Annotated in this window: 18 protein-coding genes and 1 tRNA gene; 2 read left to right on the top strand and 17 right to left on the bottom strand. The window is 54.6% G+C overall.

Features of this window, described 5'->3' with window-relative positions:
* Positions 1-28 precede the first annotated feature (28 nt).
* From J2129_RS07375 to J2129_RS07345, 7 genes are all read right to left on the bottom strand, one after another.
* Entirely contained in the window at positions 29-688 is a 660-nt protein-coding gene (locus J2129_RS07375) for a hypothetical protein (RefSeq protein ID WP_209630250.1), read from the bottom strand.
* A 164-nt stretch (positions 689-852) separates the two neighbouring features.
* Entirely contained in the window at positions 853-1,986 is a 1,134-nt protein-coding gene (locus J2129_RS07370) for a PD-(D/E)XK nuclease family protein (RefSeq protein ID WP_209630249.1), read from the bottom strand.
* Positions 1,983-8,180 carry a DEAD/DEAH box helicase gene (locus tag J2129_RS07365; RefSeq protein WP_209630248.1) on the bottom strand — a complete coding sequence of 2,066 codons (6,198 nt, stop codon included), beginning with the start codon at positions 8,178-8,180 and terminating at the stop codon, positions 1,983-1,985. The genes J2129_RS07370 and J2129_RS07365 overlap by 4 nt, the downstream gene beginning before the upstream one ends.
* A complete protein-coding gene (locus J2129_RS07360) occupies positions 8,177-9,226 on the bottom strand; it encodes a hypothetical protein (protein ID WP_209630247.1) in 1,050 nt (349 codons plus the stop codon). The genes J2129_RS07365 and J2129_RS07360 overlap by 4 nt, the downstream gene beginning before the upstream one ends.
* The gene (locus J2129_RS07355) at positions 9,219-11,375 is read right to left on the bottom strand and encodes a hypothetical protein (RefSeq protein ID WP_209630246.1); all 2,157 of its coding nucleotides are present in this window, start codon (positions 11,373-11,375) and stop codon (positions 9,219-9,221) included. The genes J2129_RS07360 and J2129_RS07355 overlap by 8 nt, the downstream gene beginning before the upstream one ends.
* Before the next feature lie 300 nt (positions 11,376-11,675).
* The gene (locus tag J2129_RS07350) at positions 11,676-12,494 is read right to left on the bottom strand and encodes an HNH endonuclease (RefSeq protein ID WP_209630245.1); all 819 of its coding nucleotides are present in this window, start codon (positions 12,492-12,494) and stop codon (positions 11,676-11,678) included.
* 435 nt (positions 12,495-12,929) lie between these two features.
* A complete protein-coding gene (locus J2129_RS07345; protein WP_209630244.1) occupies positions 12,930-13,907 on the bottom strand; it encodes a site-specific DNA-methyltransferase in 978 nt (325 codons plus the stop codon).
* 136 nt (positions 13,908-14,043) lie between these two features.
* Here J2129_RS07345 and J2129_RS07340 point away from each other — a divergent pair, with 136 nt between their 5' ends.
* Positions 14,044-14,229 carry a YegP family protein gene (locus tag J2129_RS07340; RefSeq protein ID WP_209630243.1) on the top strand — a complete coding sequence of 62 codons (186 nt, stop codon included), beginning with the start codon at positions 14,044-14,046 and terminating at the stop codon, positions 14,227-14,229.
* A gap of 16 nt (positions 14,230-14,245) precedes the next feature.
* On the opposite strand, the gene J2129_RS07335 is transcribed toward J2129_RS07340, so the two are convergent.
* The 10 genes from J2129_RS07335 to J2129_RS07290 form a co-directional block, all read right to left on the bottom strand.
* Positions 14,246-14,914, bottom strand: coding sequence for a hypothetical protein (locus J2129_RS07335; protein WP_209630242.1), 669 nt, complete (start codon positions 14,912-14,914; stop codon positions 14,246-14,248).
* Between the two features lie 532 nt (positions 14,915-15,446).
* Positions 15,447-15,878, bottom strand: a complete 432-nt coding sequence (locus J2129_RS07330; RefSeq protein ID WP_209630241.1) for a DUF61 family protein — start codon at positions 15,876-15,878, stop codon at positions 15,447-15,449.
* Between the two features lie 143 nt (positions 15,879-16,021).
* Complete coding sequence (locus J2129_RS07325; protein WP_209630240.1) at positions 16,022-16,564, bottom strand: YqhA family protein; 543 nt, start codon at positions 16,562-16,564, stop codon at positions 16,022-16,024.
* A gap of 130 nt (positions 16,565-16,694) precedes the next feature.
* A tRNA-Thr gene (locus J2129_RS07320) sits at positions 16,695-16,766 on the bottom strand.
* 65 nt (positions 16,767-16,831) lie between these two features.
* Positions 16,832-17,575 carry a carotenoid biosynthesis protein gene (locus J2129_RS07315; RefSeq protein WP_209630239.1) on the bottom strand — a complete coding sequence of 248 codons (744 nt, stop codon included), beginning with the start codon at positions 17,573-17,575 and terminating at the stop codon, positions 16,832-16,834.
* An 11-nt stretch (positions 17,576-17,586) separates the two neighbouring features.
* Complete coding sequence (locus tag J2129_RS07310; protein WP_348632308.1) at positions 17,587-18,435, bottom strand: prenyltransferase; 849 nt, start codon at positions 18,433-18,435, stop codon at positions 17,587-17,589.
* Positions 18,432-19,283 (bottom strand): phytoene/squalene synthase family protein, encoded by an 852-nt coding sequence (locus tag J2129_RS07305; protein WP_209630238.1) that lies wholly within the window; start codon positions 19,281-19,283, stop codon positions 18,432-18,434. Before J2129_RS07305 ends, J2129_RS07310 begins: the two co-directional genes overlap by 4 nt.
* 12 nt (positions 19,284-19,295) lie before the next feature.
* Positions 19,296-20,771: a phytoene desaturase family protein gene (gene crtI / locus J2129_RS07300; RefSeq protein ID WP_209630237.1), complete on the bottom strand. Its 1,476-nt coding sequence runs from the start codon at positions 20,769-20,771 to the stop codon at positions 19,296-19,298.
* A gap of 916 nt (positions 20,772-21,687) precedes the next feature.
* Entirely contained in the window at positions 21,688-23,340 is a 1,653-nt protein-coding gene (locus tag J2129_RS07295) for an AarF/UbiB family protein (RefSeq protein ID WP_209630236.1), read from the bottom strand.
* A 341-nt stretch (positions 23,341-23,681) separates the two neighbouring features.
* The gene (locus J2129_RS07290; protein WP_245320679.1) at positions 23,682-24,347 is read right to left on the bottom strand and encodes a Dna2/Cas4 domain-containing protein; all 666 of its coding nucleotides are present in this window, start codon (positions 24,345-24,347) and stop codon (positions 23,682-23,684) included.
* Between the two features lie 40 nt (positions 24,348-24,387).
* Here J2129_RS07290 and J2129_RS07285 point away from each other — a divergent pair, with 40 nt between their 5' ends.
* Positions 24,388-24,681, top strand: coding sequence for a DUF3467 domain-containing protein (locus tag J2129_RS07285; RefSeq protein WP_209630235.1), 294 nt, complete (start codon positions 24,388-24,390; stop codon positions 24,679-24,681).
* The last annotated feature ends 206 nt before the right edge of the window (positions 24,682-24,887 follow it).

Here is a 24,887-nt window from a genome sequence, read left to right as displayed (position 1 = left end):
CATTTTATTCTGTGATTAAAGGCTTTATCTATTCATTATGAGAATTCATGTCGCAGATGTCTTTGAGGGGACAGGTATCTCCATAGCAACCCCGGTATGTACATACAACCGCGCCAAAATCTATTAGGGCATAATTAAAATCGACATGGCAGTCCTTTGGGATTAATATCCGGGCCAATTTTATAGTTTGACCTATACTTGGTTTATCACCAACAGAACTACAGAATACTCTTGATAGGAGTCTCTGGACATTTGAATCAACTACAGGGGATGGGATGCCCATACCAAATGAAAGGATACATCCTGCAGTATATTCACCAACATGAGGTATGGATAACAATTGATCTTTGGACGGGGGAAACACACCATTGAAGGTATTTACGATATATCTAGCTGCTTCTACCAAACCTTTTGATCTCTGCTCATACAAGCCGATTGGTTTGATAATTGATTTAAGTTCGTCTATATCGGCATGTGCTAAGGCGAAGATATCTGGATATTTTGTAATAAATTTGTGAAAAACCCTAGTTGCAGCTTTGCTTGTTGTTCTTTTCAGTAATAATTCTGCAACAAATATTCTATAGGGAGTACGATTTTTTCGCCATTCAAAGTCCCTTTTATATTTGCTTGACCATTCCAATATAATTTGAACAAAATATTTTTTTTGGAGAGTATCTTTATCAACCACAAACTTATGATTAATAGAGACTCTATTTTGAATTATCGCATTTCAACCTATAACAAATCTAATGAACAGACACATACAATTTGCTTGAGGATCCAATCCGGACACCATCTGCTGCCTTCATTCATGCAAGTCATGACCATGGTGGATCCCGCGTTGGTACCTTTTCAGTGTTTGGGCACATAGATGGTTGTATACTTACCTTCCGCGAAAACATCTGGTCTATCCTTATATTGTAGGAGAGAGAAGAGGTAAACTTCCTTTTTCTCTCTCTTGAGAGCAGGATGCCTCCCTGAGGAGACCTCAATGACCTTAACCTTAACATACTTGTCCCCTTCGTAAGGGGCGATGTCTAGGTAAACTCTGTCCTTACCCCACCGACCGGTTTCAATAATTGTACCATGGAGGTCATTTGGCCAGTCTTCGTTTGGTGCTCGGGAACGTCCTTCCCAATATGGAGCACATACTGGGCGGAAAAGACAAAGTGAGCACGTCTTCGGCGATGGCTTTGCAAGTGAAGAGAGTGCTTTCCTCTTGTCTAATGAAGCACTCCGTATGGTACAGTTGACCTTTGCGAGCAAGGTGTAGGCTTCCTTGAGGAGACTCTCACACTCGTCATGGGTAAAAGGTATTTCAATTTCTTGTCCCCCATTTGCAACAATTTTCAAAATCGTGGGCCACTCTCTATACTGTGCATGGTAGAGAGCAGCGTAGTATTTTAGTTGGGGGGTGTAGGTGCCTAGGTCATCTCCCATCTCAGCATGAGGGAGTAATACTTTTGATTTATAGTCAATAACCTCGATAACGCCTCCTTTGTTGTTGATACGGTCAACCCGGCCGACACACACTCCATCTCGTGTCTCTAGCCAGAGTTCGTCCCCACATGGTGGCCATATAGGAGGAGACCTCCGCCATTTTCGGCTAAAAGAGGGTTTTATGTCCCGTACTGCAAGCCAACACAATTCTTTTTTTTGTTCATAATTACGTACAGACTGAGAGAGCGGGACAAGATGTGCCTCAGTCCAAGACTGTACCAGCACCTTCTCCTCATTGTGCATACACTGACCCCAGATCTGTTCAAAGTCATCTCTTGACCTCACATGCTCTCTTCTTGCATACTCTATGGCACTGTGGATGACTCTCCCTAGCACTGCACCCGCAAAAGTTGGGAGCGGAGTATTTTGCCGGGCCGCGGACCACACCGCCCTTAGCGGGCACTCCCGATGGGCCTGGAAGGTACTCGGCGTGACACGTCGAAGGGGACTGATTGGTGGGGGTAGAGGGAGGACGCCCGGTCTCATTGGGGCAGGTGTGTCACAGAATTTTCTCCTCTTCCTTGTAAATCCTTGTTAAATTGTGAATAACACCAACTCGGCCGGCGCAACAGGTTGAACGTGTCTATACCATGTGGTGCGTACCCTTTTCTGATCACTTTTGAAACCGCCTTGTTGAAGATCCCTGCCCTAGTGTGTCTGTCCCAGAGGGGCTGGTGGACGATGAGGGCATTATCTCCATGTGTCAGGTATGGCAGCCCAACTTCTTTGGAGTTGTGATATTCAAACCCATAGAGCCTCGAAAAACGTTGTCCTTCCTGTTCTGCTGTCTCGTACCAGTCATGAAGTTCAGGGTGTCTGTAGTCAGCCTCTGTCAGGCCGCAGGTGTATGAGGTGTCGTTGAGGGTGCGTAGATATGAAAGACCAAGGCGCCAGTCCAACAGACCATGGTAAGACATGTTCCTAAAGGACATGAGGCACTGGTAACACGCCGTTCTGCACGGAGGAGTGTGTTCATCACCATATCGGTGTCTATCGGACACTAGTCTACCCATAAACGAGTCCGAATCAGGTGGAGTGTTGAGAACTTCATCCATGACGCTCTTCCAGTTATCAAAAGTCCAACATGCAAACCCGGATCCGTTCGGTAGTCTGTCACTGAGGACAACTCTCCCAACGACTGTTGTGTTATCAGTTCTCGTTGGCTGTACCCGGCATATCTCAAGTTCTTCTGGGTCGATATCGAGCATCTGTGCGATGACCGCTTGGACCAAGAACGCAGAGGAGTAGACGGCGGCCTTTACTCCACCACCTGGAGACAGGGGGTCGAAGTTTAGCCCTCGGGGCACACGCTGAGGCCCGAAGCTCATGATGTTTGTGACCTTTCTGGTCCCTATTGCGAGTTCCTCGATCTCCTCAGGTGAAGGTCTATCATTTTCATTTACTAATTTTTTGATATATGGCTCTGCTATCCACTGGTGCTCAAGGTTGACCCGGGGGTCTAATGAATCGACCTTCTGTGACGTCTTGACAATAGCCCCTCTGAAGTAATGTGGAACGTTCCCCTGACGGTTGTCGTTGATCCGCCAGACCTTCGATCGGTCAGAGAACTCAAGGTGATAGTTGCTAGAATCATCCTCTTCCTTTGGTTCCATTTTTTCTGCCGTAGTAGAGACCATACCAAAATAGGGCTCGTCCTCAAGGGAGTCCCGTCCTTCAGAGAAGTCGGTCCTGAACCCAGCAGGCGTCACGACTTTTGCGTACTCAATGTTCTCCTCGAGTGCCCTCTTGCATACTGGGCAGGCCTTTGGTGCGCCTACGTCATCTTTAGAAACAGAGATGTTCCCACAGGCCTTGCACCGCGCCACCCATCTGACGAATGGTATGGGGTTTGAGTCGTCACCTGAGGTGGCCATCCAATGTTTATTTCCAGCAGCCCATAGAGGGGAAGAAAAACCAATTGATGTGTGTACTGCTTTATCTTTGGTCTTTTGAGCTCCTGGAGCGAACTCTGTTATGGCCATCTCTATGTCTCGCTCGATAGTCCATGGGCTCTTTGAGCCCTTGGGCAAGTGGTGAATGAGGGATCTCACCCGCGAAGGCATGCCATACATTGGGAGGACTGCTGCTTCAGCAAGGCGTTCGGCGAGTCCTTCGCCAGGCAACTCATCGTCTTGTACGATATTATCGATATCCCGTGGCAGATCATCACTGAGGTAGTCTAGGAGTTCTCTCTTCTTCTCTTCGTTTTTCTCAGTGATTCCAGTCAAGGAGGATATGACTTCCTCCCTGTAAGGGTAATTCTTTAGCCAGTCCTTAACCTTTAACTGCACTTCACTTCCGTTCCATTTATCTGCTTTTCCAAACTCACCATGAGAGTCTCTCCCGCTTGGGCCATCCGCCCATGTGACTCCAGCATCCTTGAACGCCTTCCTGAGGCACTCCTTTGCAAGAGCCCTCTTGCGTATCTGTTCCTGGTCATCTCCCATGGTGAGGAAGGGTGCCGGTGGACGGTCACCTGTAATGTGCTCGGGGTATCGGTAATGATAGTCGTCGTGGCTCCGGCCTCCTCTACAGAGGGTGAGGACTGTAGAAAACGCCTGACCACGACGACCTGCACGACCTGCCCTCTGCTGATAATTGAACCGTTCTGGAGGCATGTTCGCCAGCATCACTGCCTGCAAGTCTCCAATATCGATGCCGACTTCCATTGTCGTGGTGACGCTCAGCATGTCGATCTCGTCAACTTCTGGGACTTCGCGTGGGCCTGTACCATTTCCATCACTGATGAATATGTTGCGGAACTGTCTCTGTCGTCTAGGCTGATCATCGGTCTGTCCGGTCAGTTCCTCGCAGTGGAGGCGTAAGAGAGGTCTCCCTGTACGTGTCAAAGAGGAGTAATAGTTCTTATCCCAGATCTCTTCACACAATCTGGTAGGCTCTTCTGGGAGAGGGGCTCCACAGTTTGTACAGATGCCACCTGACCTGTGGAGGTGGGGACGCTCACAGTTTGGACAGTCCCATACAGGATCTAAGACGGAGGCAACTTTAAAGGTCAGGCTACTTGTGGAGATTATCCCTCTATGGTGCCCAGATTCTCTAAGGGCCTTCAGGACTTCTTCACCGAAATCGTCTATCTTACGTTTTCCTACCTGCCCATTGCTTTTAGCTACTGCTTCGACCCACTTCCTAAACCTCCCGTTCCACTTTCCGCTATTCCGATAACCATCCCAGTCATCTTTTTTGAAATCAGAACCTTCGTGCCTGTAACAGTCTCCAAGGACACGGAGGGCCGCATCGCAGGTCTCACGGAATGTGATGTTGCTTATATCTAGCCTTTTCGCTGCTTCTTCTACATCTTCGTCTTTGAGGTTTGCTTTGATGATCCCGAGACCCGAGGATTCAAACCCAAAGTAGATCTTACTGAAGAGGAACTTGCAGACTTCTTCACGAACTTTTTTCTGTGCGGTGTACCTCGCAAAAACCTTCTCGACTGAGAGGCGAGTCCACAACCCAGTCTTAAAATCATACACTTCCTTCCAAGGGACATCTTTGGAATGGTCATCTTGGTTATCTTTGTACTTTTGAGCGCTTTTGTCTGGCCCTGCAGGGTTTATTCCAAGTCTAACGAGACGGCGCACAAGGCTGCCGGGGTCGAGGGGATCTAAAGCTCCACTGCCATCAGGAGGGTGGACGAGTTCATGGAAATGGACCTCTCGTGAAGCACCATCTTTACGGATGGTCTGCAACCTCTCTAATGCTTCAGTGTAGTCCTTACGATTCTTCTGGCGCTTGGCATGCGATGAGCCTTCTTCAGGGTCGTACTCTCTGACGGTGATGAGGTCATCACGTACTTTATTAAGAAAATTTATATCCCATTCAAGGTATTTTTTTGAGGCAGGACAGAGAAATGCCGGGTTGACGCTGTCCGTAGCACTGACCTCTTCATAATGGGCTTCCAGGTCTTCGAGAACTTGTGCCTTTCCGTTTGTCCTTGTCCGAAGTTCTTCGGTAAAGGCTTCCCTGAGTAACTGGAGGTAGTGGTTTCTTTCGACACCGATTGCCGTCCTCGCAGCTTCTTCCCGACTGTCAGAGAACGTTACAACCTTTTTGAGATCGTCTGGGAGTTGGAAAAAGAGTTCATCGGTGAGCAGTTGCGTCATCTTGGCGTAACCAGTCCTGAAACCCCTTACAGGCGAGACCTTTTTTTTGCTGTACTGATAGTCAGCACCACATGCGGCACAACGGGTAGGGAGAGCAGATACAGCGGCTAAGTTCTTTGGTCTCCCCCTGATTCTAACAGGGTCTCGCTCACCTTTTTTGTACACTTGAAAGAGGTATCCAGTCACCCAAACGTCCTCTTCCCCTGACGGGATCTCATGGCCACTTTCTACTTTCCCTGACCTTGTGTCAAGTATCGCCTCCGACCACCGTCCATCGTATTTGGGGTCATTTTTGCTGTCTCCTTTAGATTCATCCTTATAGTCCCTCTTTAGAGGCCATGGTCCATTACCAGCATCGTCATTTATGGACTGGTGAGGTCCATTCGGCCAGAATACCGCGTAATCGACATACTTTCTCTTTTCAACGATCTGTACAGCACCTTTGTCTGGGAGTGCTTCGATGTCTGGTTCAACTGGCAGCATCTCGACGAGGTCATCCTCAGTGACGAGCCTATTCCCTCCGAGGTAGACTGTGCCGCAGTTCTCGCAGTACAGTAACTCAAGCACCCTGCTGGGTTCTTCTCCCCGTGAGGTCAAGTGCGGCTGGGTGAAGAGTTGTCCCACAGGCCTCCCGTCGGGTGACTCCTCTTCTGGGCGTGTAGCAGCCCAAAGCCCGTCCAAGTTCCTGAAGAGCCAGTGAAACCTGAAGGACGGGAGTGGGGATGATGCACCATATTTCCCCTGGACATACTCAGCGGTATCTCTTCCTGAGATCCTCTCGTCCCTTAACTCTGTGCACAAACCTCGCACGATGAAGAGACCACGGACGGCGTTCCTTGCTTTTTCAGACTCGATCTCTGACCCGAAGATCTCTGTCCCAAAGTCCTCAAGGGAAACGGCCCGTGTCCTCTTCTCACTATTCTCAATTTCAGAGCACGCAGTGCGTACTTGAGACGATAAATTGAGACCTGGTGCTTCGAGTTGAGCGAGGAGGGTGACCCTCTTGTCACATTCGTCCATCCCGATGTTTGAACCAGTTGCCTCTGCGATGTACGCAGCAGCGTCCGCCCATACTACTTCAGGTATTGTTTCGACGGACCCAGCACAGTCTGCCCCCTGAGATATGGTGCAAAAAGCTTCGACAAACTCTTCTCCCAAGTGTCTGCTATCCTCAGGGCCAAACTCATCTACAACCTCTTCTACTCCATTAATAATTGTGAAACGCTCTTTTTTTGCCCCAAAGAACTTATGCAGGAATTCCAGTCCTTCTTCTTCGCCTCCTAGGGACGCACTTGAACCGAGTATCCTGAGTTGGGGACTGTCAGGGGTGAGCCCAAGGCGCAGGAGGAGGAGCCGCAGGAGGTACGCAACCTCGGTACCTGCTGTGCCCCGGTAGAGGTGTATCTCATCGATGATGAGATGGAACACATGGCTTGGGTCTTCTTGGAGCCACTCCCGCGTGGCCTCGAATATATTGTCCTCTTCCTCTCGCATCATCATAATGCTGAGCATAGAAAAGTTCGTGATCAGTACGTCTGGGGGCATGTCCTGCATGTCCCAACGGCAACGCATCTCACCACCATCTAAGTGCTGGAAGAAGTACTGTGCTTCTCGCCTCTTTTTCTCATCAGGTGTGCCAGGGGTGCCACCCTGCGTGTACTCCCGCACCTGCCTAGATGTCGAATCGATCTTCTGAAGTTCTTCTACGAGGGAATTGACTTTTTTTTCATTGATCCCCCCTGTTTCTCCGGGTTCGTTGTACTGGTGTCCAGGGACAGGAGTGATACCAGTGTACCTGCCAAAGTAGAAATGGTTTCCATCCCGGCGCTTCCTGAACCATTCTCGTGCGGTATCTGAGTCTAAAGCTCTCCTGAGCCTTGATAACTGGTCTTCGACAAGTGCATTCATGGGGTAGATGAGCATGGCCCGCACCGCTGCAGGCCGACCGGTGGTAGGGGCAGGACTCTCATTTGCCCTTTGGGATACCCAACAAATCTTGTCGTTGCGGAGCAGGTCATCTCTCCACCCTTTGATGTCATCATTTTCCTTCCACCAGTCGTCCTGATGGTCGAGTGGTTTAGCCGGTGTTTTCCATGTCTCTGCAGTGGAGGACTCCTTGATGAGTTCTGCAAAGAGAGGGAGTAAAAAGGCCTCTGTTTTACCTGAGCCCGTACCTGCTGTGATCACACAGTGGCGGCTCCCCTTTAACGCCTCCTGCAGCATCTCTAATTGGTGGGTGTAGAGGGTGAGTCCATCTTTGAAGAGTCCACAGGAGACAAGCTCTTTGAACTCTTCGAGTTGTCTCGCCGTGAGCGCGTTACCAAGGTCTTCTGGAGAGAGTTCTATGGTCCTGTCCCCATCTGTGGCTCGGACCATCTTTCCAGAACTCTTGTATACGGGGAGAGGCTCGACCCACGGGTCTTGGCACAACACTGTTGGGTCATGGAGAATTTCGTCTCTTTCTTGGTTTATCGACTCAAAACGAGTCCCAAACGCGGTACCAATATATTTAATCACATCTTCTTTTACTTCATCAAATGAATTGATTGGGTCGATCATAGAGTCACCAAACCTTGATTGTCTAAACGGAGTTTTTTCTTAATTTCTCTCTGGCCGAGTTTTGACACAATTTGGGACGAGTACTCGGGGGGAATTCCTCTGTATACAGAGACTGGAAAGTGTGGGGGTATGTCTTCTATGGCACTGTCCCCCGTAGAAGCGGTAAGAGGAATTGTCCCAGAGCAGAGTGTCGCAGCGCGCGATAGGAGTCGGGGAAGGGGCAGAGAAGCCGGGACGACCAAGATTTGTTGTTTTTCATCATATACAATCACCCGCCGCCCTGAAAACGAGAGAGCGATGTACCTTCCCCAGTCCCTGTCTACAACTGCTGCAACATCGTTTTTCCAGAACCAGTGGCTCCTCTGGTAGGTTATCGGATTGATATACTCAACAAGGCCGCCTGTCTTTTCTTCTGAGTTCTTTTTCTTGAACGCGAGTTTTGTCGGAGAGAACTCACTTCTCGCCCAATTTAATTCGTCCTCCCTGCAACGGTTCCATGACAGATCCGCCATGTATTCTGGGAGCCCAGCGCAAAAACATAAGAGTGGCCACGCCGTCGGGACGTCAAGAAATGCATGCAGCCCGCATTCACGAGCTAGGTCTGTCATGAGGTCTTTTTCAAGTCCATCTATGAGTATTGCAGACGGGAAAGTGGCGGCTGTCACTTGTCCTCTGTCTCTGTAAGATTCGATGATATTTTGTGACTTTTCGGTCAGGTTTAATGTGTCTGAGTGGTTTTTGATGAAGGATTTAACCTTGTCCAACATCTTTGGGTCACGTACCCCTGTGAGTACAGCCTTGTGTACCCCCCCTCCTGGCAAAGTGACCAGTGTAGGAGGACAGGGGTACACCTTGTTGACCTCAAAGTCAAACTCACAATACCCCATGGCGTCAAGCAACCTGACTGCTTTTCTGCGGAGGTTCTTAATGTTCAATTCATTTTTTACAGCGTTTTCGTTGAGACAGAGTTCTGTAAAAACTTCGTCGAACTTTTTAATAGACATCTCCCCGTAGGTACCGAGGGCGGCTAATAGAAGTTCAGACATGCTTTGCCACTTCCATATATTTTGACCATTTTTTTCGCAATTTTGGGATCTTAGGGGGGTTATTTCTCTTTCTGTTCACCCAGACTGATTCTTTCCATAACTTAAGGGTTTTATGACCAGTCTTTGTTCGAGTGTCCCTTGGTCTGCTATTATCATCTTCTGGTAACCCACAGTAGTGGACGTCTCTGCTGTTCCTTCCAGTTTTTGCGAGTGCCCAGACTGGGCTCCACTCCGTGGGCAAGGGGTCATTTGGCCAACACGCGACCATCCCTGGTTCGGGGCCGAGAAAAGTGATAGAGTTGGACAAGTAGGTCGGTGCACCCAGAGGCACGTTTCCAAATTCGGACACATCAACGCCATATACAACTACCCCCTGTGCAAATCTAAGGGGCTGCCCTCCTTCACCGTACCTCAAGAGTCTACCTTTAGAGTCCAACAGTGGTACGTTACTAAAATCTTCAATCAGTTCTGAGCCTACAAATTGTATCGTCCTGCTATTGCATGCCTTTTTACTGTCTGAAAGGACATCAATGGTGAGCGATTCGCCTATATTGTAACCTGAGGGGATATCCCACTGCATACCTTCAACTAGTTTCTGGGGGATCTCTTCGCCGTTGATCATTACGGTAACATTGCCACTGCTACCCTCTACAACAATAGTGGGCGGTGCAAAGTGCAGGAATTTATTACTGCCTGCCGAGTGGCGTACCCCCCCGACCAACTTGAGTCTGATCTCTTTGGGAAGAGTTAGGGGATCGAATCCCCTACAGTCTGTCTTAGCGTTCTCTCCCTGGAATAGTGACCAACCCTCCGGAATCCCCGAGGAAGAAACCTGTTCAAATTTTTCGGTCTCACTCTCTCCCCAACAGGTAATCCTTTCTTTAAACGAGTCACGGCACGCTATAAGGAATGGACAAGCATGTTCTAAGTGCTGTGCCTCAACGTATGTGTCTGGGAGATTGTCTCGTCCGCCAGGTAGGAACACACGTACATCTGCGGGCCGGAGTACAACCTTCCAGTCCATCTCCCCGTCTACAAAAGTTGCTCCTTCTGACCAGTCAAATAATTCAGCCTTTAGGATCTCTACTCGCCCGTCTTTTGAGGTCTGTAAAGGTCTTGACCATCCAGCCTTGTTTGTTTGATGGCTTGAGAAAACCTCATCCAATAACCGTTTTTCAGTAAGGTAAGGGTTCTCACTGACCTTGAACTCAAGCCCATCTTCTGGGAACACCACGTTGTCTGGGTTTACTTTAAATCTGATATGGGAAGAGAAACCACCGAGTACTCTTGATAAGCAGACTCTTGCATACACGTTCACCCAACGGTGTCCCCTCTGAGTTACTGCTGCCAGCGTGTCCTGTCCTTCTTCTAAAGCCTGTCCACTCTCAGGCACTGTGCCGTCCCATCTTTCAAGTTCTGAAAGCACGAGATCTATCAGTGCACCCAGCAACGTATTTTCTTGGTTCCAATTTGAGTTCAATAATTTTTTTGTTCGATTTTCAAAAAATTCCTCGCCATAACGTCTAAGTTTCGATTTGAGGATATCTTCTGTTGGAGGATCTGTAGGGTCTAGCCCTGCTCTTGAGAATATAGTTGGAAGATTTTTTCTCTCGTTTTCTGAGAGAATAGTCTGTGCATAGATGATGCCGACATTTACGTGGCCACCTCTCCTCGTTATTGTAAAACGACCATAGGCCTCCCCTGTTTTGACTTGACTCCATCTTTGTAAACCTTTCCAGAGATCACTGATATAATCGCTAAACAAAGCGGACATATTGATATCTTGATCGTCACCAACGAGATCCTTGAGTTTTGGGTAGTATGCGTTTCTATCATAGTCCCCGTCTATTGTGGCAGCACAGACAAAGAGAGCCAAATAAGCGATATATGAGGGATATTCCATGTCCATCTGCTTACCACGATTATATGTCTCATATGCCATTTTGCAAATATTTTCAGGGTTATTATTCACAAAATCAGGACCTCGTACTAAACACTGGACAAAATCATCAAAACCTCCCCCGTACGGTTTCCCAATTTCGTCAATAATTTCTTTATTTACAAAAAGGATGACATCTTTTCCTGCGTTATCTTCTTTAAAAAAATATTTAGTAATATGTTTATTCCAATCATGATATGTGAGGGGCATGATTTGCCATTATTCTGCCAAATATAAAGTTTTTATCATTTTTTTGGCTTGGAGTTGGTTTAATCCGATTTTAATTGTGTTTTCATTATGTGCGGTGGTTTGGAGTGGATTTATTCAGTTTTGTTGTTCATAACTGCTGTCTGATATAATATTTCAACAGTATAGGATTAACCACTCCTCTATTCCAGAAGAGAGTGTGAATCACCGATTTCCCCTATGTTCTCACTGGAGACGCTCCTAAAGAGCAGTAGGGTAAGATCAAATCCACTATCTTCCTTATCACCTGAGTTATTGAGATTGTCATCTATAATCGTGACCTTTGGGTTGGTTCTGCATGATCTTACGAAGATCCTCTACTGAAAGCAATTTCTTTCTCCTATGGATCATCCGGTGGCAGTTGGCACATACAGGCACAAGATCCGTTTCAGGATTGACCGCAACTTCCCCCTCATAAGAGGCGACGGGGTTCTTATGGTGGATCTCAATGTAGCCCTCTCCAATAGTGCCATAGGCTTCTGAAAAATCAAAGCCACAGACTGCGCACTTTGTCCCATGGACTTTCAATGCCTCAGCCCTCAGGCGGGGATTACGTTCATAGTAAGTCTGAACCCGTTTCCTCTCCATTCCTTCAATGTATTCTTCAGGTTTTCGGTAGTTAGTAATCGGAACAGAACCGCCGCACTCGTTCGTGCCAACGTCCAATGCTTGGAGGACAAATCTTGTTGGTCTTTCTCCTTTGTGCGAGATATATTGAAATCGCCCCAAGTATCTGAACGCAGAATTAGGGTATTCATTTTTTCTGTTTCGGAAAAAAACTAGCAATTCATTGCCGTCCTCTGCGTGATGAATAATATTTATGTCGGTTCTTCCAGCCATCTGCCCATCAAAATTTAGGATTTGACCATCAAAATCGTCAGAGTAACCGGTCATGCCAGATGTCTTTTCTTTTGTTACGAATAGCCAGACTGATGACTGATCTCCCCACGGGAATACCCCAGTATCTATTCGAGTGTCAAAAATGTCAAACTTTTTTTTCAAATCCTTACGAGAATAGATCTTAAGAAGATCAAGAAATTCTGAGGGCTTCGTCATATGATATGGTGTGACAATGTCAGGCAATAATATTTTGATTCAATTATGTCAAATGTATTGTCAATTGCCCGAAAAGAACACACGAAAAGAAAAGTGATCATGAAGGGGTCGTTGCCGTCCCTGATCCCATCAGATGCGTGTAGGATTCGAGGAAGTCTCCATCCGTCCCATCCCAAACCTCACACACTCCTCCTCGTCCCCCCTCCATCACACACAAACCCAACCTTCTCCAGCACCCGCATCGAAGCACGATTTCCCACTTCCGCCTGCGCCGTCACCCGCACCACCTCGGGACACTCAAACGCCCACCCCAACCCCACCAGGGTGGCCGCCCGACAAACCCGCACGAACCGACGAGCACCCCTCCGCGGAGATCATGTACCAGAGATTCCAGCCCACGCTCTCGGGATCATCCTTCACCCAGAAGAAAAAAAGCGGCACGCCGTCAGCAAAAAGAGATCGTCACCCCTCCCATCCCTCGGCCCGCAACCGCTCCTTGGCGCGTCCCACATACCCCTCGTCCGAGTCCACGCAGACGAAGTGCCGTCCCGCCTGCACCGCCGCGAGTGCCGTGCTCCCGGCCCCGGCAAACGGATCGAGGACGACGTCCCCCTTGAAGGTATAGAGCTGGATGCAGCGGAACGGCAGTTCGACCGGGAAGGGTGCCGGGTGGCCCACCTTCTTTGCCGAGACCGTCGGGAAGGTCCAGATGCTCTTGGTCCACTCCAGGAACTGGTCCCTCGTGATCGTGTTCTCGTGCTCGCCCTTCTTGCGCGAATACGTCCCCTTCGAGAAGACCAGGATGTACTCATGGACATCGCGCAGCGTCGGGTTCGAGGCCGAACACCAGCTCCCCCAGGCCGTCGAGATCCCGGCTCCGGTCGCCTTGTTCCAGATCACCTCGCCGCGCATCAGGAACCCCAGGTCGTGCATGAGCGAGATGATATAACTGTGGTACGGGATGTAGGGCTTTCTCCCCACATTCGCCACATTCACGCAGGCCCGCCCGCCCGGCACGAGCACCCGGTGGACCTCGGCAAAGACCGTGCGCAGGAGGGAAAGATATTCTTCGAGGTCGAGGTCGTCGTCATAGGTCTTGCCGACATTGTACGGCGGCGAGGTGACCATCAGGTGGACGCTGCCGTCAGGCAGGACCGAGAGGTCCCTGCTGTCCTGGCAGAGTACCTTATCAAGGCACTCTTCAGGCACCCTGTTCTCTCCCTCCTCCCCCCGGCTCCCCTCTCCGGCGGCCGCATAGATCCGCCGACCATAGAAGGCGCTTGAGTTGTGGCATTCCCGTTTCGAGACCCCGAACTCGCTGGTCTCGGACTTTCTCCTCCCGAAGGTGACGCGCCGCATGCACGTCGGACAGGTGGTGGAATATTTTGCCTTCCCGGTGTATTCCCAGGAGAAACCGCATGCCGGACAGGTGAGATGCATCGATCACATCTTGTCCCCATCTGGTAATAGGAGTGCCGAAATACTCCCGCCAGGACCGGGTGCTCAGACATGCTATCGGCCGAAGTTTATAAAAAGATATATATGGGGTAGGCGCATCCATAGCCCAGGTGGAACTATGCCTAAAGGGAAATTTGAGGTGTACCGGGATAAAGGAGGCGAATACAGGTTCAGACTGAAGGCCTCGAACGGCCAGGTCATCGCCACCAGCCAGGGCTACAAGTCACGGGAGTCCTGCATGAAGGGGATTGACAGCGTGAGAAACAATGCCCCGAATGCCGAGATCATCGAAGTAAGCGAGTGACTCTTTTAAAAAAAGATTATTTTTTGACCTGGCAGAAAAGCCGGTCCATGATCTCTGGTGCCCGGTCTTTGAGACCGAAGCCGACGATGATCGCAATGGCGGCACCGATCCCGAGCCCCACACCCCATGCCAGCGGCCCGATGAAGAGATAGATGATCGTGAGGTCGAAGGCGAGCTGGGTCAGCGCGAGGATGATCACGACAAAGTACAGGAAGAGCCTCACCAGGAGGATCATCGGGCCGATCAGCGCGATCTCCATGTGTGTTCCATAGCGTTCCATCCAGTCTGCGAAGAAGTCGATGAGCAGGATCCCGACGACCAGGATCAGGACGAAGGCCACGATGTTGGGGATGTAGGCGACGATGGCGGCCATCATCCGCGAGAGCGACTCGATCTGAAGGACGTTGGTCGCCGCCGTGATGGCGATGAGGTAGACAAAGATTCTCACGATGACGTCGAAGAGATGCACGATCGATAACCCGCTCTTCTCGATCGCAGTGCCGGGTTCTGTTTTCCTGAGGGCGTCGTCCACCCCGATCTTGTCGAGGAAGACCGAGATCGCCTTGCCAAGCACCCGCCCGATGATCCACCCGATGAGCAGGATGATGATGGCGGCGATGATGTTCGGCAGGAAGATCACCACTCCGCCGACCATCTCAGAGACCTGGGACATGATATCAGCCATAAGACATCACGCCACAAATTATAATAGGAATATATATAATTTCCTCAGGCCCCGCAACCCCATCGTCCCGTGAATATCATGGTCAGAATATCTGGTCCTGTTTGCCGGGCGGTACCTGAGAGGGGATCTCCCAGGGAGGATGCGGGGGATCCATGGGAATTACACTGCTTGTTTCTCCGGCAGGAGGGTGCCCTCTCCATGGGGGGTGTATGGTCTTGTGGGAGGAGAGTAAAAATGGACGCTATAGAATCCTCCCAGATGCCCCTTCGCCTGCGTCTTGGAGGAGGATGAGTGGGCCGGGAAGGTGGAACGGCGGCCATGACAGGGGGTGCTCCTCCCCGTCTCTTCAGGGCCGTTTTTTGTTCAGGGGATGTTTCACCGCTGGCGGTACCGAGGAGTTCTTCGAAGACCTGGTGTTCTTCTCGGGCTATTCATGCTGGGTGGGGGACGGCTGAACGGTATTCCCCCCCCCTTGAGGGGGCGTCCGCACTTCCTGATCGCACCCGGGCTTTCGACCCGGAGAAGTGCGCCCTCATCCCATCCCGATCTCGACGAGGCTGGGGTACTTCCGCATGATCGCATACACGATCGCGTTCGAGACCCAGAGCTTTCCTTCCCGCATCTCGCGCATTTCGCTCAGTTCGCCGAGTGCCTGCAGCGCCCTGAACGCCGTCTCGTCCCTGAGATAATAACTGTCGGTGATGTCGAGGGTGGAGTAGAAGGTGACCGGGAGCATGAGGCGGAAATGGAACTTCTCGGGCAGACGTTCGCCGAGCATCTGGACCGCCTCCCGGTCGAAGGCATGTTCTTTCCCTCCTTTTGTCACCGCTGAGGGGGACGACTCTGTGAGCAGGCGGGCAAGGGACTTTTTTTCGGCCACCAGCCCGTCTTTGATCCTGCCGACCTCCAGGGAGATCCATTTTTTGAGGACCGACTCCTCGCCAAGGTTGGGGCGGTACGACATCTGATCCGCGGATAGGAGTGTGGAGATATATACCTTTGCTCGGACAGGGGCTCGGGCCGCGGGAAAAAAGCAACATCTATCGGAAACCATTGGTTCTACGAAGAAAACCGGCAGAGTGCTTCCCACTTCAGGCGGGGGAGCAGTCACCGTTTTACCCAGAGATAGACCGATATTGCGATGATCGTGACGCCGATGCCCAGACCGAAATGGAGGATTGAGGCCTCCCCCCGCCAGGTCACGGCCTCGCCGAGGAAGAGGACGGCCAGGGCGATGACGACGACGCCCAGGAGTTTGGTCTTGAGGTCGTCGAGGGTGCGGATCTCCGCCCACCCAGGAAGAGGCGCTCTCGCGATGAAAAGTTCGTACAGCCCAAGAGAGATGATGTAGAAGACCGTGGCCACCAGGAAGGTGTCGATGACCTTGACGGAGGTGGAGAGGATCTCGACCAGCACCTCGGCACCGGCCCTCCAGGCGACGAACATCTCGATGATCGTGATGAGAGAGAGAAAAAAGCCGGAGAGAAAGAGGGTGACGGCGGTCAGGGCTGACCCGACCACCGCCAGGGTGAAGAGCACCCTGCTGGACGAGGCGATGACCCGCACGCACCACTCTGACGACCCGCTCCCCTGACGGTCGTTTGTCGAGGGGTCTCCTCCGACCGGTCCCTCCTCCTTTTGTCCACTCATCACGTTCTCTTGCGGGACAGACCGCAGGAGGGGCATGGGATTGGGAGGATATAAATCTCATCGCTGTGATGAGGGCGAGACGATCCCCAGGACCGCAAAAACAGAGTGCAGAGAAAAGATGTCTGAAAAGAGCCGCTGGAGGGATTCGAACCCTCGGCCTGCTGATTACGAATCAGCCGCTATACCACTAAGCCACAGCGGCACGTCACCTCTCTGGGTGCTCTACAATGTTGGCGTCGCTCAATAATAAAGGTACGTGTCGCCCCCTCAGCCTCCCGTCTCCTCTCCAGACCGCCCAGACGGGAGGAGGAGAAAGAGCGCAACGAGCGCGGCCCCAAGGAGTGCCGGGAAGAGGAGACTCTCGCGGAGCAGATACCCGGTCCAGAACCCGAAGATCAGCACCGCACTCGACGCGACCTGTGGAGGGGGGACGTTCCCGCCGGCGGCGCGGTGGAAGATCCAGGCATAGAAAGCCCCAGTGAACGCCCAGCCGACAAAGTTCACCGCCGGGATCCCGTAGTAGATGCCGGTCCCCTCCCAGGCCCAGAACCCGGCCCAGACCGCCGCCGGGTCGAGGACGAGGTCGGCGGCGACGAGAAGGAGGGCGCTTGCCGGGAGAAAACGGCGAAGAGCAGTCCCGGCACCGATGCCCGCCGCCGTGACGACGGCAAGAAAGACCGGTGGGTAGGCCACCCCCACGGTCCAGGGGACCAGCCCGAAGACCTTCCAACCCAGGGCGTCGGCGTACGCGAAAGAACCGTACGGCACGCCGGTCGCCACCGCCGCCGCCTCGACGAGGAGGGGGAGGGCGGTCAGGATCCCGAGGAGCACCGCACCCCGCCGCGCCCCGAGCCAGGCGAGGAGAGCGGCATAGGAGGGGAGGGCCATGAGCACGAGAAAGAGCGCCGATGCCGCACCGGTCTCTGCCCTGAAGTCCACGAGGGCGAACCCGACGAGGCCGAGACCCAGGGCGCCGAGGCCAGACGCCGCCCGCCATGCACGCATGTTCATCTCATCTTCTCCTAGATGGCCTTCGAGAGGGTGACGGCCGTAAAGGCCAGGCCCCCGAGAGCCGTGTTGACGAGCGGGAGGTACCAGTACACCCTGCCGATGCGCATCCTCCGCGAGAGGAGGAGCAGGAGGGGGACCGCCGGGAAGAGGAGGACCGGCAGGGCGAGAGGTGAGAATCCTGCAAGTCCTATCACCAGGAGGGCGAACCCGGACCAGAAGAGCAGACACAGAAGAAGCGACGCCCGCTCGCCGACGAGCACCGCCGTCGTGGTGATCCCGGCCGCCCGGTCGCATTCGATATCAGGCACCGCCGAGAAGAGATGCATCGCGGCGATGTGCAGGAATCCCGCGGCGACGAGGAGGAGAGGCGGGAATGTCCCTGAGGCCAGGAGATACCCGAAGACGCCTGGCATGATATAGAGCATGTTGGAGGAGAAGTCAAGGACCGGTACCTCCTTGAACCTGAGCGGCGGGGCGCTGTAGAAGTACGAGAGAAAGAGGAAGAGGAGAAAGACGAGTTTTTCCTCCGGCGTCTGCGAGACGAGGAGGAGGAGACTGAACCCGGCGACGAGGAGGAGGACGGTCCTGAGATCCTGGCGCTCGGCGTCGACGAGGTAATGCTCCTTCTCCCTCTTCTTCTGGTTGAGACGGTCGGTCTCCCGGTCCCAGCGGTCGTTGACCCCGTAGATGAAGACGTTTGCCGGGAAGAAAAAGTACAGGAGATAGAGAGCGTATGTCGGGAGGAAGAAGGCCGTCCACGAGGCCATCCCGAGGGCGTAGCCGAGCACATAGGTGCCGCCGGTATAGATCCAGAACCGCGGCCTGGAGACCGAATATGCCAGGGCAAGAAGAGCGGTCACCAGGTCTCACCCCGCCCTGGCCAGGTGAGGACGAGGGTATTGGCACAGGCGCGGCCGACCGCTCGCAGGGGGGAGGGCTTGACCTTCTGGCGGTAGACGACGAACGGGTCTTTTCTGATCTCCTCGGCCGTCCAGCGGTAGAGGTCTGAAGCCGTCTTCACCGGCACCAGGTACCTGAACGGGATGGACCCAAAGCCCGCTTCTCCCTCCTTCTGCCAGAGGAGGTAGCGCTCGAGTTGTGCCCTGACAAATGAAGCGAAGGCCTCCGGTGCGGCGGCGGCCGCGGCATGGTCGAGCGAGGAGAGACCGAAGGCCGCCAGTTCGTCCTGCGGGAAGTAGGTGCGGCCGAGTTCAAGGTCTTCTGCAATGTCCCTGATGAAGTTGATATATTGCATCGCCTTCCCGAGGGCGCGGGCGGCCTCCTGTGCCTCTTCGGGGAGGTCCATCACCCGCGCCATCATCAGCCCGACCACCTCCGACGATCCGTACAGGTACTCTTCGAGGTCGGCGATCGTTGCATAGGTCGCCTTCCAGAGGTCGCACTCCATCGAGCGGAGAAACGCCTCCACCCATGCCGGTTCGATCCCCTTCCTCTCCATCAGGTCGACGAAGGCGTCGACGACGAGGTCGCCGCCTGGTTCGCCCCCGAGCGCTCCGAGGTAGCGCTCCTTGAAGGCGACATATGCAGCGGTCTCCTGGGGGACGGCGTCGACGAAGTCGTCGGCGATCCTGACAAACGAGTACAGGAGAAAGACGTCCTCTCGCACCGGCCGAGGAAAAAAGAGCGTGCTGTAGAAGTAGGTCGTGCTCCCGTGCCTGAAGATCTGGTAATGGGTGGGCGTGACCATGACCTCGCCGCCCTACCCCCGGTGCCGTTCGGCGATCTCGCGTGCCACGATGCTCGAGGAGATGAGGGTCATCGGCACCCCGATCCCGGGGTGGGTGTACTGCCCGGTGTAGTAGAGGTTCTCGACCTTCTTGCTCTGGTGTGCGGGTCGCCAGAGGGCCGTCTGGAAGAGCGTGTGCGAGAGCCCGAGGGCCGTGCCCTGGTAGGCGTTGTAGCGCTCCTCGAAGTCGTGCAGCGCAAAGATCCGGCGGACCACCACGGCGCTGCGGAGGTCGTCGCCCAGTTCTCGTTCGAGGTCGCTGATGACTCGCTCGAAGAACGCCTCTCTCAGGGCCGGCGTGTCCTCGAGGCCGGGCGCGAGGGGCACCAGGATAAAGAGCGCCTCGCCGCCTGGCGGGGCGGCCGTCGGGTCGGTCTTCGAGGGGACGTTGACATAATACGAGGGATGGTCAGGCCATGCCGCCTTCTTCGGGTCGAAGATCAGGTTGAACCCGGCCTCCCAGTCACGGTCAAGGACGAGGGTGTGGTGCGCCAGCCCCTCCACCCGCCGGTCCAGGCCCAGGTAGACGACAAATGCCGAGGGGGCAAGTACCCTGGACCGCCAGTATTTTTCCGGGTAACTCCGGTGGGCGTGGTCCAGGAGGTCAAGTTCGGCATGGGCATAGTCGGCATTGACCAGCACCAGGTCGGCGTCGCGCCGTCCTGCGGCGGTGACGACCCCGGTCGCCTCCTTGCCCTTCACCTCGATCTGCTCCACCGGTTCGTTCAGGGCGACTTGAACCCCGAGAGATCGGGCAAGCGAGGAGAACCCGCCGACCACCGCCCGCATCCCTCCGGCCGGGTACCAGACGCCCATCGTCATGTCGATATGGGACATGATATGGTAGAACGACGGGGTGTTCTGCGGCGAGCCCCCGAGGAACCCGATGGAGTACTGGACGATCTTCTGCGCCTCGTCACTCTCGAAATGCCGCGTGACGAATTTCTCCAGGCTCTCGAAGATATGCATCCGCCGCCCCTGCATGATCAACCGCCCGCTGAGAAAGTCGAAGATCGAGCGGTAGTCGCGGTACAGGAACTCGTTGATCGAGAGGTCGTAGAGCTCCTGTGCCGAGTCGAGATATGCCTTCAGTTTCTCGCCGCCCCTCTCCTCGAAGGAGTCGAAGAGGGCATAGTCTTTTTCCAGTCCGGCCGGGAGGTCGACGACCTCGCCGCCGCCGAAAAAGATCCTGTATGCCGGGTCAAGACGTTTGAGTTCATAGAAGTCGGCCGGACGCTTTCCGAACTCGTCGAAGAACCTCTCGTAGACGTCTGGCATCAGGTACCACGAAGGCCCCATGTCGAAGGAGAACCCCCCCTCCTGGTAGACCCCTGCCCGGCCGCCCACCTGCTCGTTCTTCTCGACTACCTCCACCTCGAAACCCTGGCGTGCCAGCAGGGCCGCCGCCGAGAGTCCGCCAAATCCTGCTCCGACAATGATCGCCTTCATCGCTCCACGTCCCCCCACAGGGCCGCAACGGCCCGGGTGCTTCATCTGCAATTGGGCATAAAAAAGGTATCGTCAGGTCAGGAGAACCAGGGATATGTTCCTGGTATAATCTCGTTCAGAGGAGATCATCCCGGAATGGAGTCACCCTTGCTCTCCCTCCTTGCGGATGAAGAGGGGGGCAGGTTCCCACTCCTCGCCGCCCCTCAGATCCCTTCGTCTGTGGGGTGAGATCAGATCGACGTGCCTTCCCACACCCCCGCACCGGGATGGCGAGAGGACGGGAAGGCAAAGCGATGATCGTGAAGGCGGGACGCGACCCCCCGCCACTCTTCATCGGCGGGGGTCCGGGGGGCGGCCAGCCCCCCGGTGGAGGAGAGGGTTCAAAATTTCAGGAAGGAAATGCTTCGGTTCGATGAGATGGCCACCCCAGGAGAGTTTTGGGATATGGGCTCTGTAGAACCCCTCACTTCCTCTTGGTGCAAGGGTGACTCAATCGCCTTCCCACACAATCACGCCGGGGGCGCTGCCCCCGGACCCCCAGGATGAAGATTGAACCGGGAAGGCACACAAAATGACCATGAAGAGGGGATTGCCGTCCACGACCTATCATGGCAGGGGGGGTTCGGAGGGCGGCCAGCTCCTCGCCGGAGAGAGACATCCAGAGGGTTTCTACAGAGCCGATATTCAGGATCATTTTCATGGTAATCTGGCATGAACCCATGGTTCAGGCATAGGGGATGAACATGATTGGAGGGGGTCTGGGGGCAGGGCCCTGGCACGAGATTGCAGTGAAGAGTCTACAATGGGGGCGGCCGTTCAGAGCGGCGCATCTTTCCACGCCCCCGCGCCGAAGGCGAGTGCGTGCGTCACACCCCCTGAACTGTGAGATGCCGTACACCATTGTCATGCATGAGGGTCACCTCCTCCTGACCAGGACCATATACACCGCCGCGACCCCGATGACGACCGCCGCCAGGTAACCAAGGAACGTCACCGACGAGACCACGCTGCAGAGTCCTGCAGAGACCGGGCGGTCGGTGGAGAGCATCACCAACGACGACCCCATCATGAACCCGGCTGCGACCATCCCGATGAGAAGCAGTCTGGCGGCGTACCGGATCGAGGCGCCGAGGGCGAGCATGTCGGGACTCTCGATATAGAACTTCACACTCCCGGCCGCGACCTTCTTGAGCGTGGTGTTGGCGGTCTGCGGGAGTTCGAGGAGGTCGCCGAACCACCCTTCCGCCGCCCGAGAGACCTCTGCAAGGTGTTCAAGGGACAGAAGATGTTTTTTCCTGATCTCGGCGATCCTTGGACCGGCGTGAGCAGGAAAATTGAACCCCGGGTCGAGGTCCCGGCAGATAGCCGTGAGAAAGATGAGCACCTTGACCACCTGCATCATCGTGAGCGGGACCGTGAGATGGTAGCGGCGCAGGGTGTCGGGGATCTGCTGCATCACCTCCTCGAAGTCCACCTGTCCGAGTTCGTATGTCCGAAACTGGCGGAGCGTGGCGTAGATCTCGTCCTTGAACGCGTCGAGATCCTCCTCGGCCGGGACGACCCCCAGGTCATGGTAGGCGGCGACGATCCTCTCGACGTCCTCGTCCACGACGCCCGACATAAGACGGATGAAGGTGTCCCTCCGCTCGGGCCTGAGGACCCCGACGGTCCCGAAGTCGACGAAGGCGAGTGTGCCGTCGCGGGTCACGAGAAGGTTGCCGGTATGGGGGTCGGCATGAAAAAATCCGTCTTCGAAGACCTGCTTGAGATAGGAAGTGAGCAGAAGGTCGGCGACCGTCTCTGGCCTGACCCCCGTCGCCGTGATCCCTTCGAGGTCGTCGATCCTCACCCCCTCGATATAGGTCATCGTCAGGAGACGCGGGCCCGAGTGGTCCCAGAAGATATCAGGGACGACGACGCGGGGGAGGTCCTTCAGGTTGTGGCCCAGGACCTCGGCATGTTTGCCCTCCTGCACAAAGTCGAGTTCACGCCTGATCTGGACTGAAAATTCCTGGACAAGACCGACCGGGTTGTAGAGCGCAAGGTCGGGGTACCGCTCTTCGATCTGGCGGGCAAGCGAGGCGAGGATCTCAAGGTCTTCCTCGATGACCTTCCTGATCCCTGGGCGCTGCACCTTGACGGCCACCTCGGTCCCGTCTTTCAGGACCGCATGATGGACCTGGGCGAGGGAGGCGGCCGCCACCGGGGTTCTGTCGAAGGAGGCAAAGGCGTCCTCGACCGGGCCGCAACACTCCTCGATCACCGGCCGCACCGTCTCGAAGGGGAGAGGCGCCACCTCGTCGGTGAGGCGCGTCAGTTCTTCGGCAAGGGGTTGGGGCAGGAGTTCCCGGCGGGTGCTCAGGATCTGCCCGAACTTGATGAAGGTGGGCCCGAGTTCTTCCATGGCCAGGCGGACCCGGCGGTAAAATGGGACGCCCCCATCGGCGCTCGCTCGCGTCCAGAGCCCGAGCCTTGCCAGGGGGGGCACGATCCCCTCGAGGGCGGCACCGAACCCGTACTTCACCAGCACTCCGGTGATCTCCCGGTACCTGCCAAGATGCCTGATCATGGTTCTCCCCCCGACCACGTCGTGGGAAGGGAGGCCGATCAGATATAGATTACCGGTCCTGGAGGAGACGGGGGAAAAATTCCGGAGATGCGGGCATAAACCGGGATGAGTGCAGGCGTGGTGTATTCTGCACGAGAGGTTTATGAGGAGCATGTCCCCCCACTCTCCAGGGGTGACTATCTCCTCGAACAGGGACGATTTTTTCCAGAAATTCTGAACCCTCCTCTATCCGGGGGCGGCACTGAGGCGGCGGTCTCACAGGGAGTCCTGTGCTGAAGGGGGGCACAGGTTTGCGTAGGCGTGAGCCCCGGGGTCATGCTCGAGTCTATAGAGCCGCCCTATCACAACAATTCAGAAAGCCGCCTGGGCCCTGGTCCGCACCGTTCCTGGTGCGGGCACCTGGCACACGGCGGGTTGAGGGGTTTTTTCGGAACCTGCCCCTCTTCAACCTTTTTTGCGGCGGCGACCGCCCTGAGCATGATCCGCCGGTCCCTGGGGCCGGGGGTGCAATACCTCAGGACACCGGAAGGGACATACTCCACCCACCCGCCGTCCACCTCGAACCCCAGGCTCTCGGAAACACAGGCGGCATAACAGGCGACCCTGATCCGGTCGGCCCCCCAGACCCCTGCCTGCGGGGCCTCGCTCGCCCTGGCCAGGGCAAAGGCCGGGCGCACGGGGTCGACCTTATCGGCGGTCCCCCTGACCCCGAGACGCATCGAAGCGACCGGGACGTCGAAGTCTGAGAAGAGCGGCCACTCTTTGCCCTGGCAGTTCGTCACGCACTGCTCGAAGAGGGTGCGTTCGTCCTCCCCCGCATATGGGAGGACGGTACACACCTCCTCCCAGACGGCCTCAGGCTCGAAAGGGGTGCCGAGGTGATACGAGACCTGCTTGCAGACCGCATAGCGCGGCGGTTCCTCGTGCTCTTCCTGGCGGTCGAGGTAGAGACGGAGAGGACAGAACCGGGCAGTGAGGACGGCGGCGATACCGATCAGGTCATCCATCACACAAATCCTTTATTGTTCCCTGCTTATACTTTACCCCATGGCACAACACGAACTCTCGGTGAACGTCCCGCAGACGCTTGACCCGGTCTATGCCAACCGGATCCAGGTGGCCTATAAGGAAGACGAGTTCACCTTCATGTTCCTTCACGAGATCCCGGGGACCAACCAGGCCAGGGCCAAGTCGATCGTCTCCATCACTCCAAAACATGCCAAAAATCTCCTTGCCGTCCTTTCAAAGAGCATGAAAGATTATGAAGAGAAGTTCGGGACCATCCAGCCGCAAGAGGAGAAGGCGCCAAGCACGAACGTGACCATGCGGGGCTACTCGTAAGGCCGGTCCCACCGATCATATCTCTTTTTGGCTCTGTAGAAATCCTTTTGATGAATCTCTCTGGCGGGGTGCTTGTCGCCCCCCGAATCCCCCGTCCCACGATAGGTCGAGGACGGCAGCACTCTCTTTATGGTCATCTATTCAGCCTTCCCGACCCTATCGTGGTCCCGGGGGTCCGGGGGCAGCGCCCCCGGCCAAAGAGGTGG

Origin of the sequence: Methanofollis sp. W23 (assembly GCF_017875325.1) — an archaeon.
GTDB lineage: Archaea > Halobacteriota > Methanomicrobia > Methanomicrobiales > Methanofollaceae > Methanofollis.
This window is presented reverse-complemented; position numbering and strand designations above follow the sequence as displayed.

Excerpts from the sequence above, each read along its gene's own strand:
- J2129_RS07325 (WP_209630240.1), bottom strand. The coding sequence starts at position 16,564 with ATGAGTGGACAAAAGGAGGAGGGACCGGTCGGAGGAGACCCCTCGACA.
- J2129_RS07305 (WP_209630238.1), bottom strand. The coding sequence starts at position 19,283 with ATGGTCACGCCCACCCATTACCAGATCTTCAGGCACGGGAGCACGACC.
- J2129_RS07290 (WP_245320679.1), bottom strand. The coding sequence starts at position 24,347 with ATGGATGACCTGATCGGTATCGCCGCCGTCCTCACTGCCCGGTTCTGT.
- J2129_RS07370 (WP_209630249.1), bottom strand. The coding sequence starts at position 1,986 with ATGAGACCGGGCGTCCTCCCTCTACCCCCACCAATCAGTCCCCTTCGA.
- J2129_RS07330 (WP_209630241.1), bottom strand. The coding sequence starts at position 15,878 with ATGTCGTACCGCCCCAACCTTGGCGAGGAGTCGGTCCTCAAAAAATGG.
- J2129_RS07340 (WP_209630243.1), top strand. The coding sequence starts at position 14,044 with ATGCCTAAAGGGAAATTTGAGGTGTACCGGGATAAAGGAGGCGAATAC.
- J2129_RS07295 (WP_209630236.1), bottom strand. The coding sequence starts at position 23,340 with ATGATCAGGCATCTTGGCAGGTACCGGGAGATCACCGGAGTGCTGGTG.
- J2129_RS07360 (WP_209630247.1), bottom strand. The coding sequence starts at position 9,226 with ATGTCTGAACTTCTATTAGCCGCCCTCGGTACCTACGGGGAGATGTCT.
- crtI (WP_209630237.1), bottom strand. The coding sequence starts at position 20,771 with ATGAAGGCGATCATTGTCGGAGCAGGATTTGGCGGACTCTCGGCGGCG.
- J2129_RS07285 (WP_209630235.1), top strand. The coding sequence starts at position 24,388 with ATGGCACAACACGAACTCTCGGTGAACGTCCCGCAGACGCTTGACCCG.
- J2129_RS07345 (WP_209630244.1), bottom strand. The coding sequence starts at position 13,907 with ATGCATCTCACCTGTCCGGCATGCGGTTTCTCCTGGGAATACACCGGG.
- J2129_RS07365 (WP_209630248.1), bottom strand. The coding sequence starts at position 8,180 with ATGATCGACCCAATCAATTCATTTGATGAAGTAAAAGAAGATGTGATT.
- J2129_RS07355 (WP_209630246.1), bottom strand. The coding sequence starts at position 11,375 with ATGCCCCTCACATATCATGATTGGAATAAACATATTACTAAATATTTT.
- J2129_RS07335 (WP_209630242.1), bottom strand. The coding sequence starts at position 14,914 with ATGGCTGATATCATGTCCCAGGTCTCTGAGATGGTCGGCGGAGTGGTG.
- J2129_RS07315 (WP_209630239.1), bottom strand. The coding sequence starts at position 17,575 with ATGAACATGCGTGCATGGCGGGCGGCGTCTGGCCTCGGCGCCCTGGGT.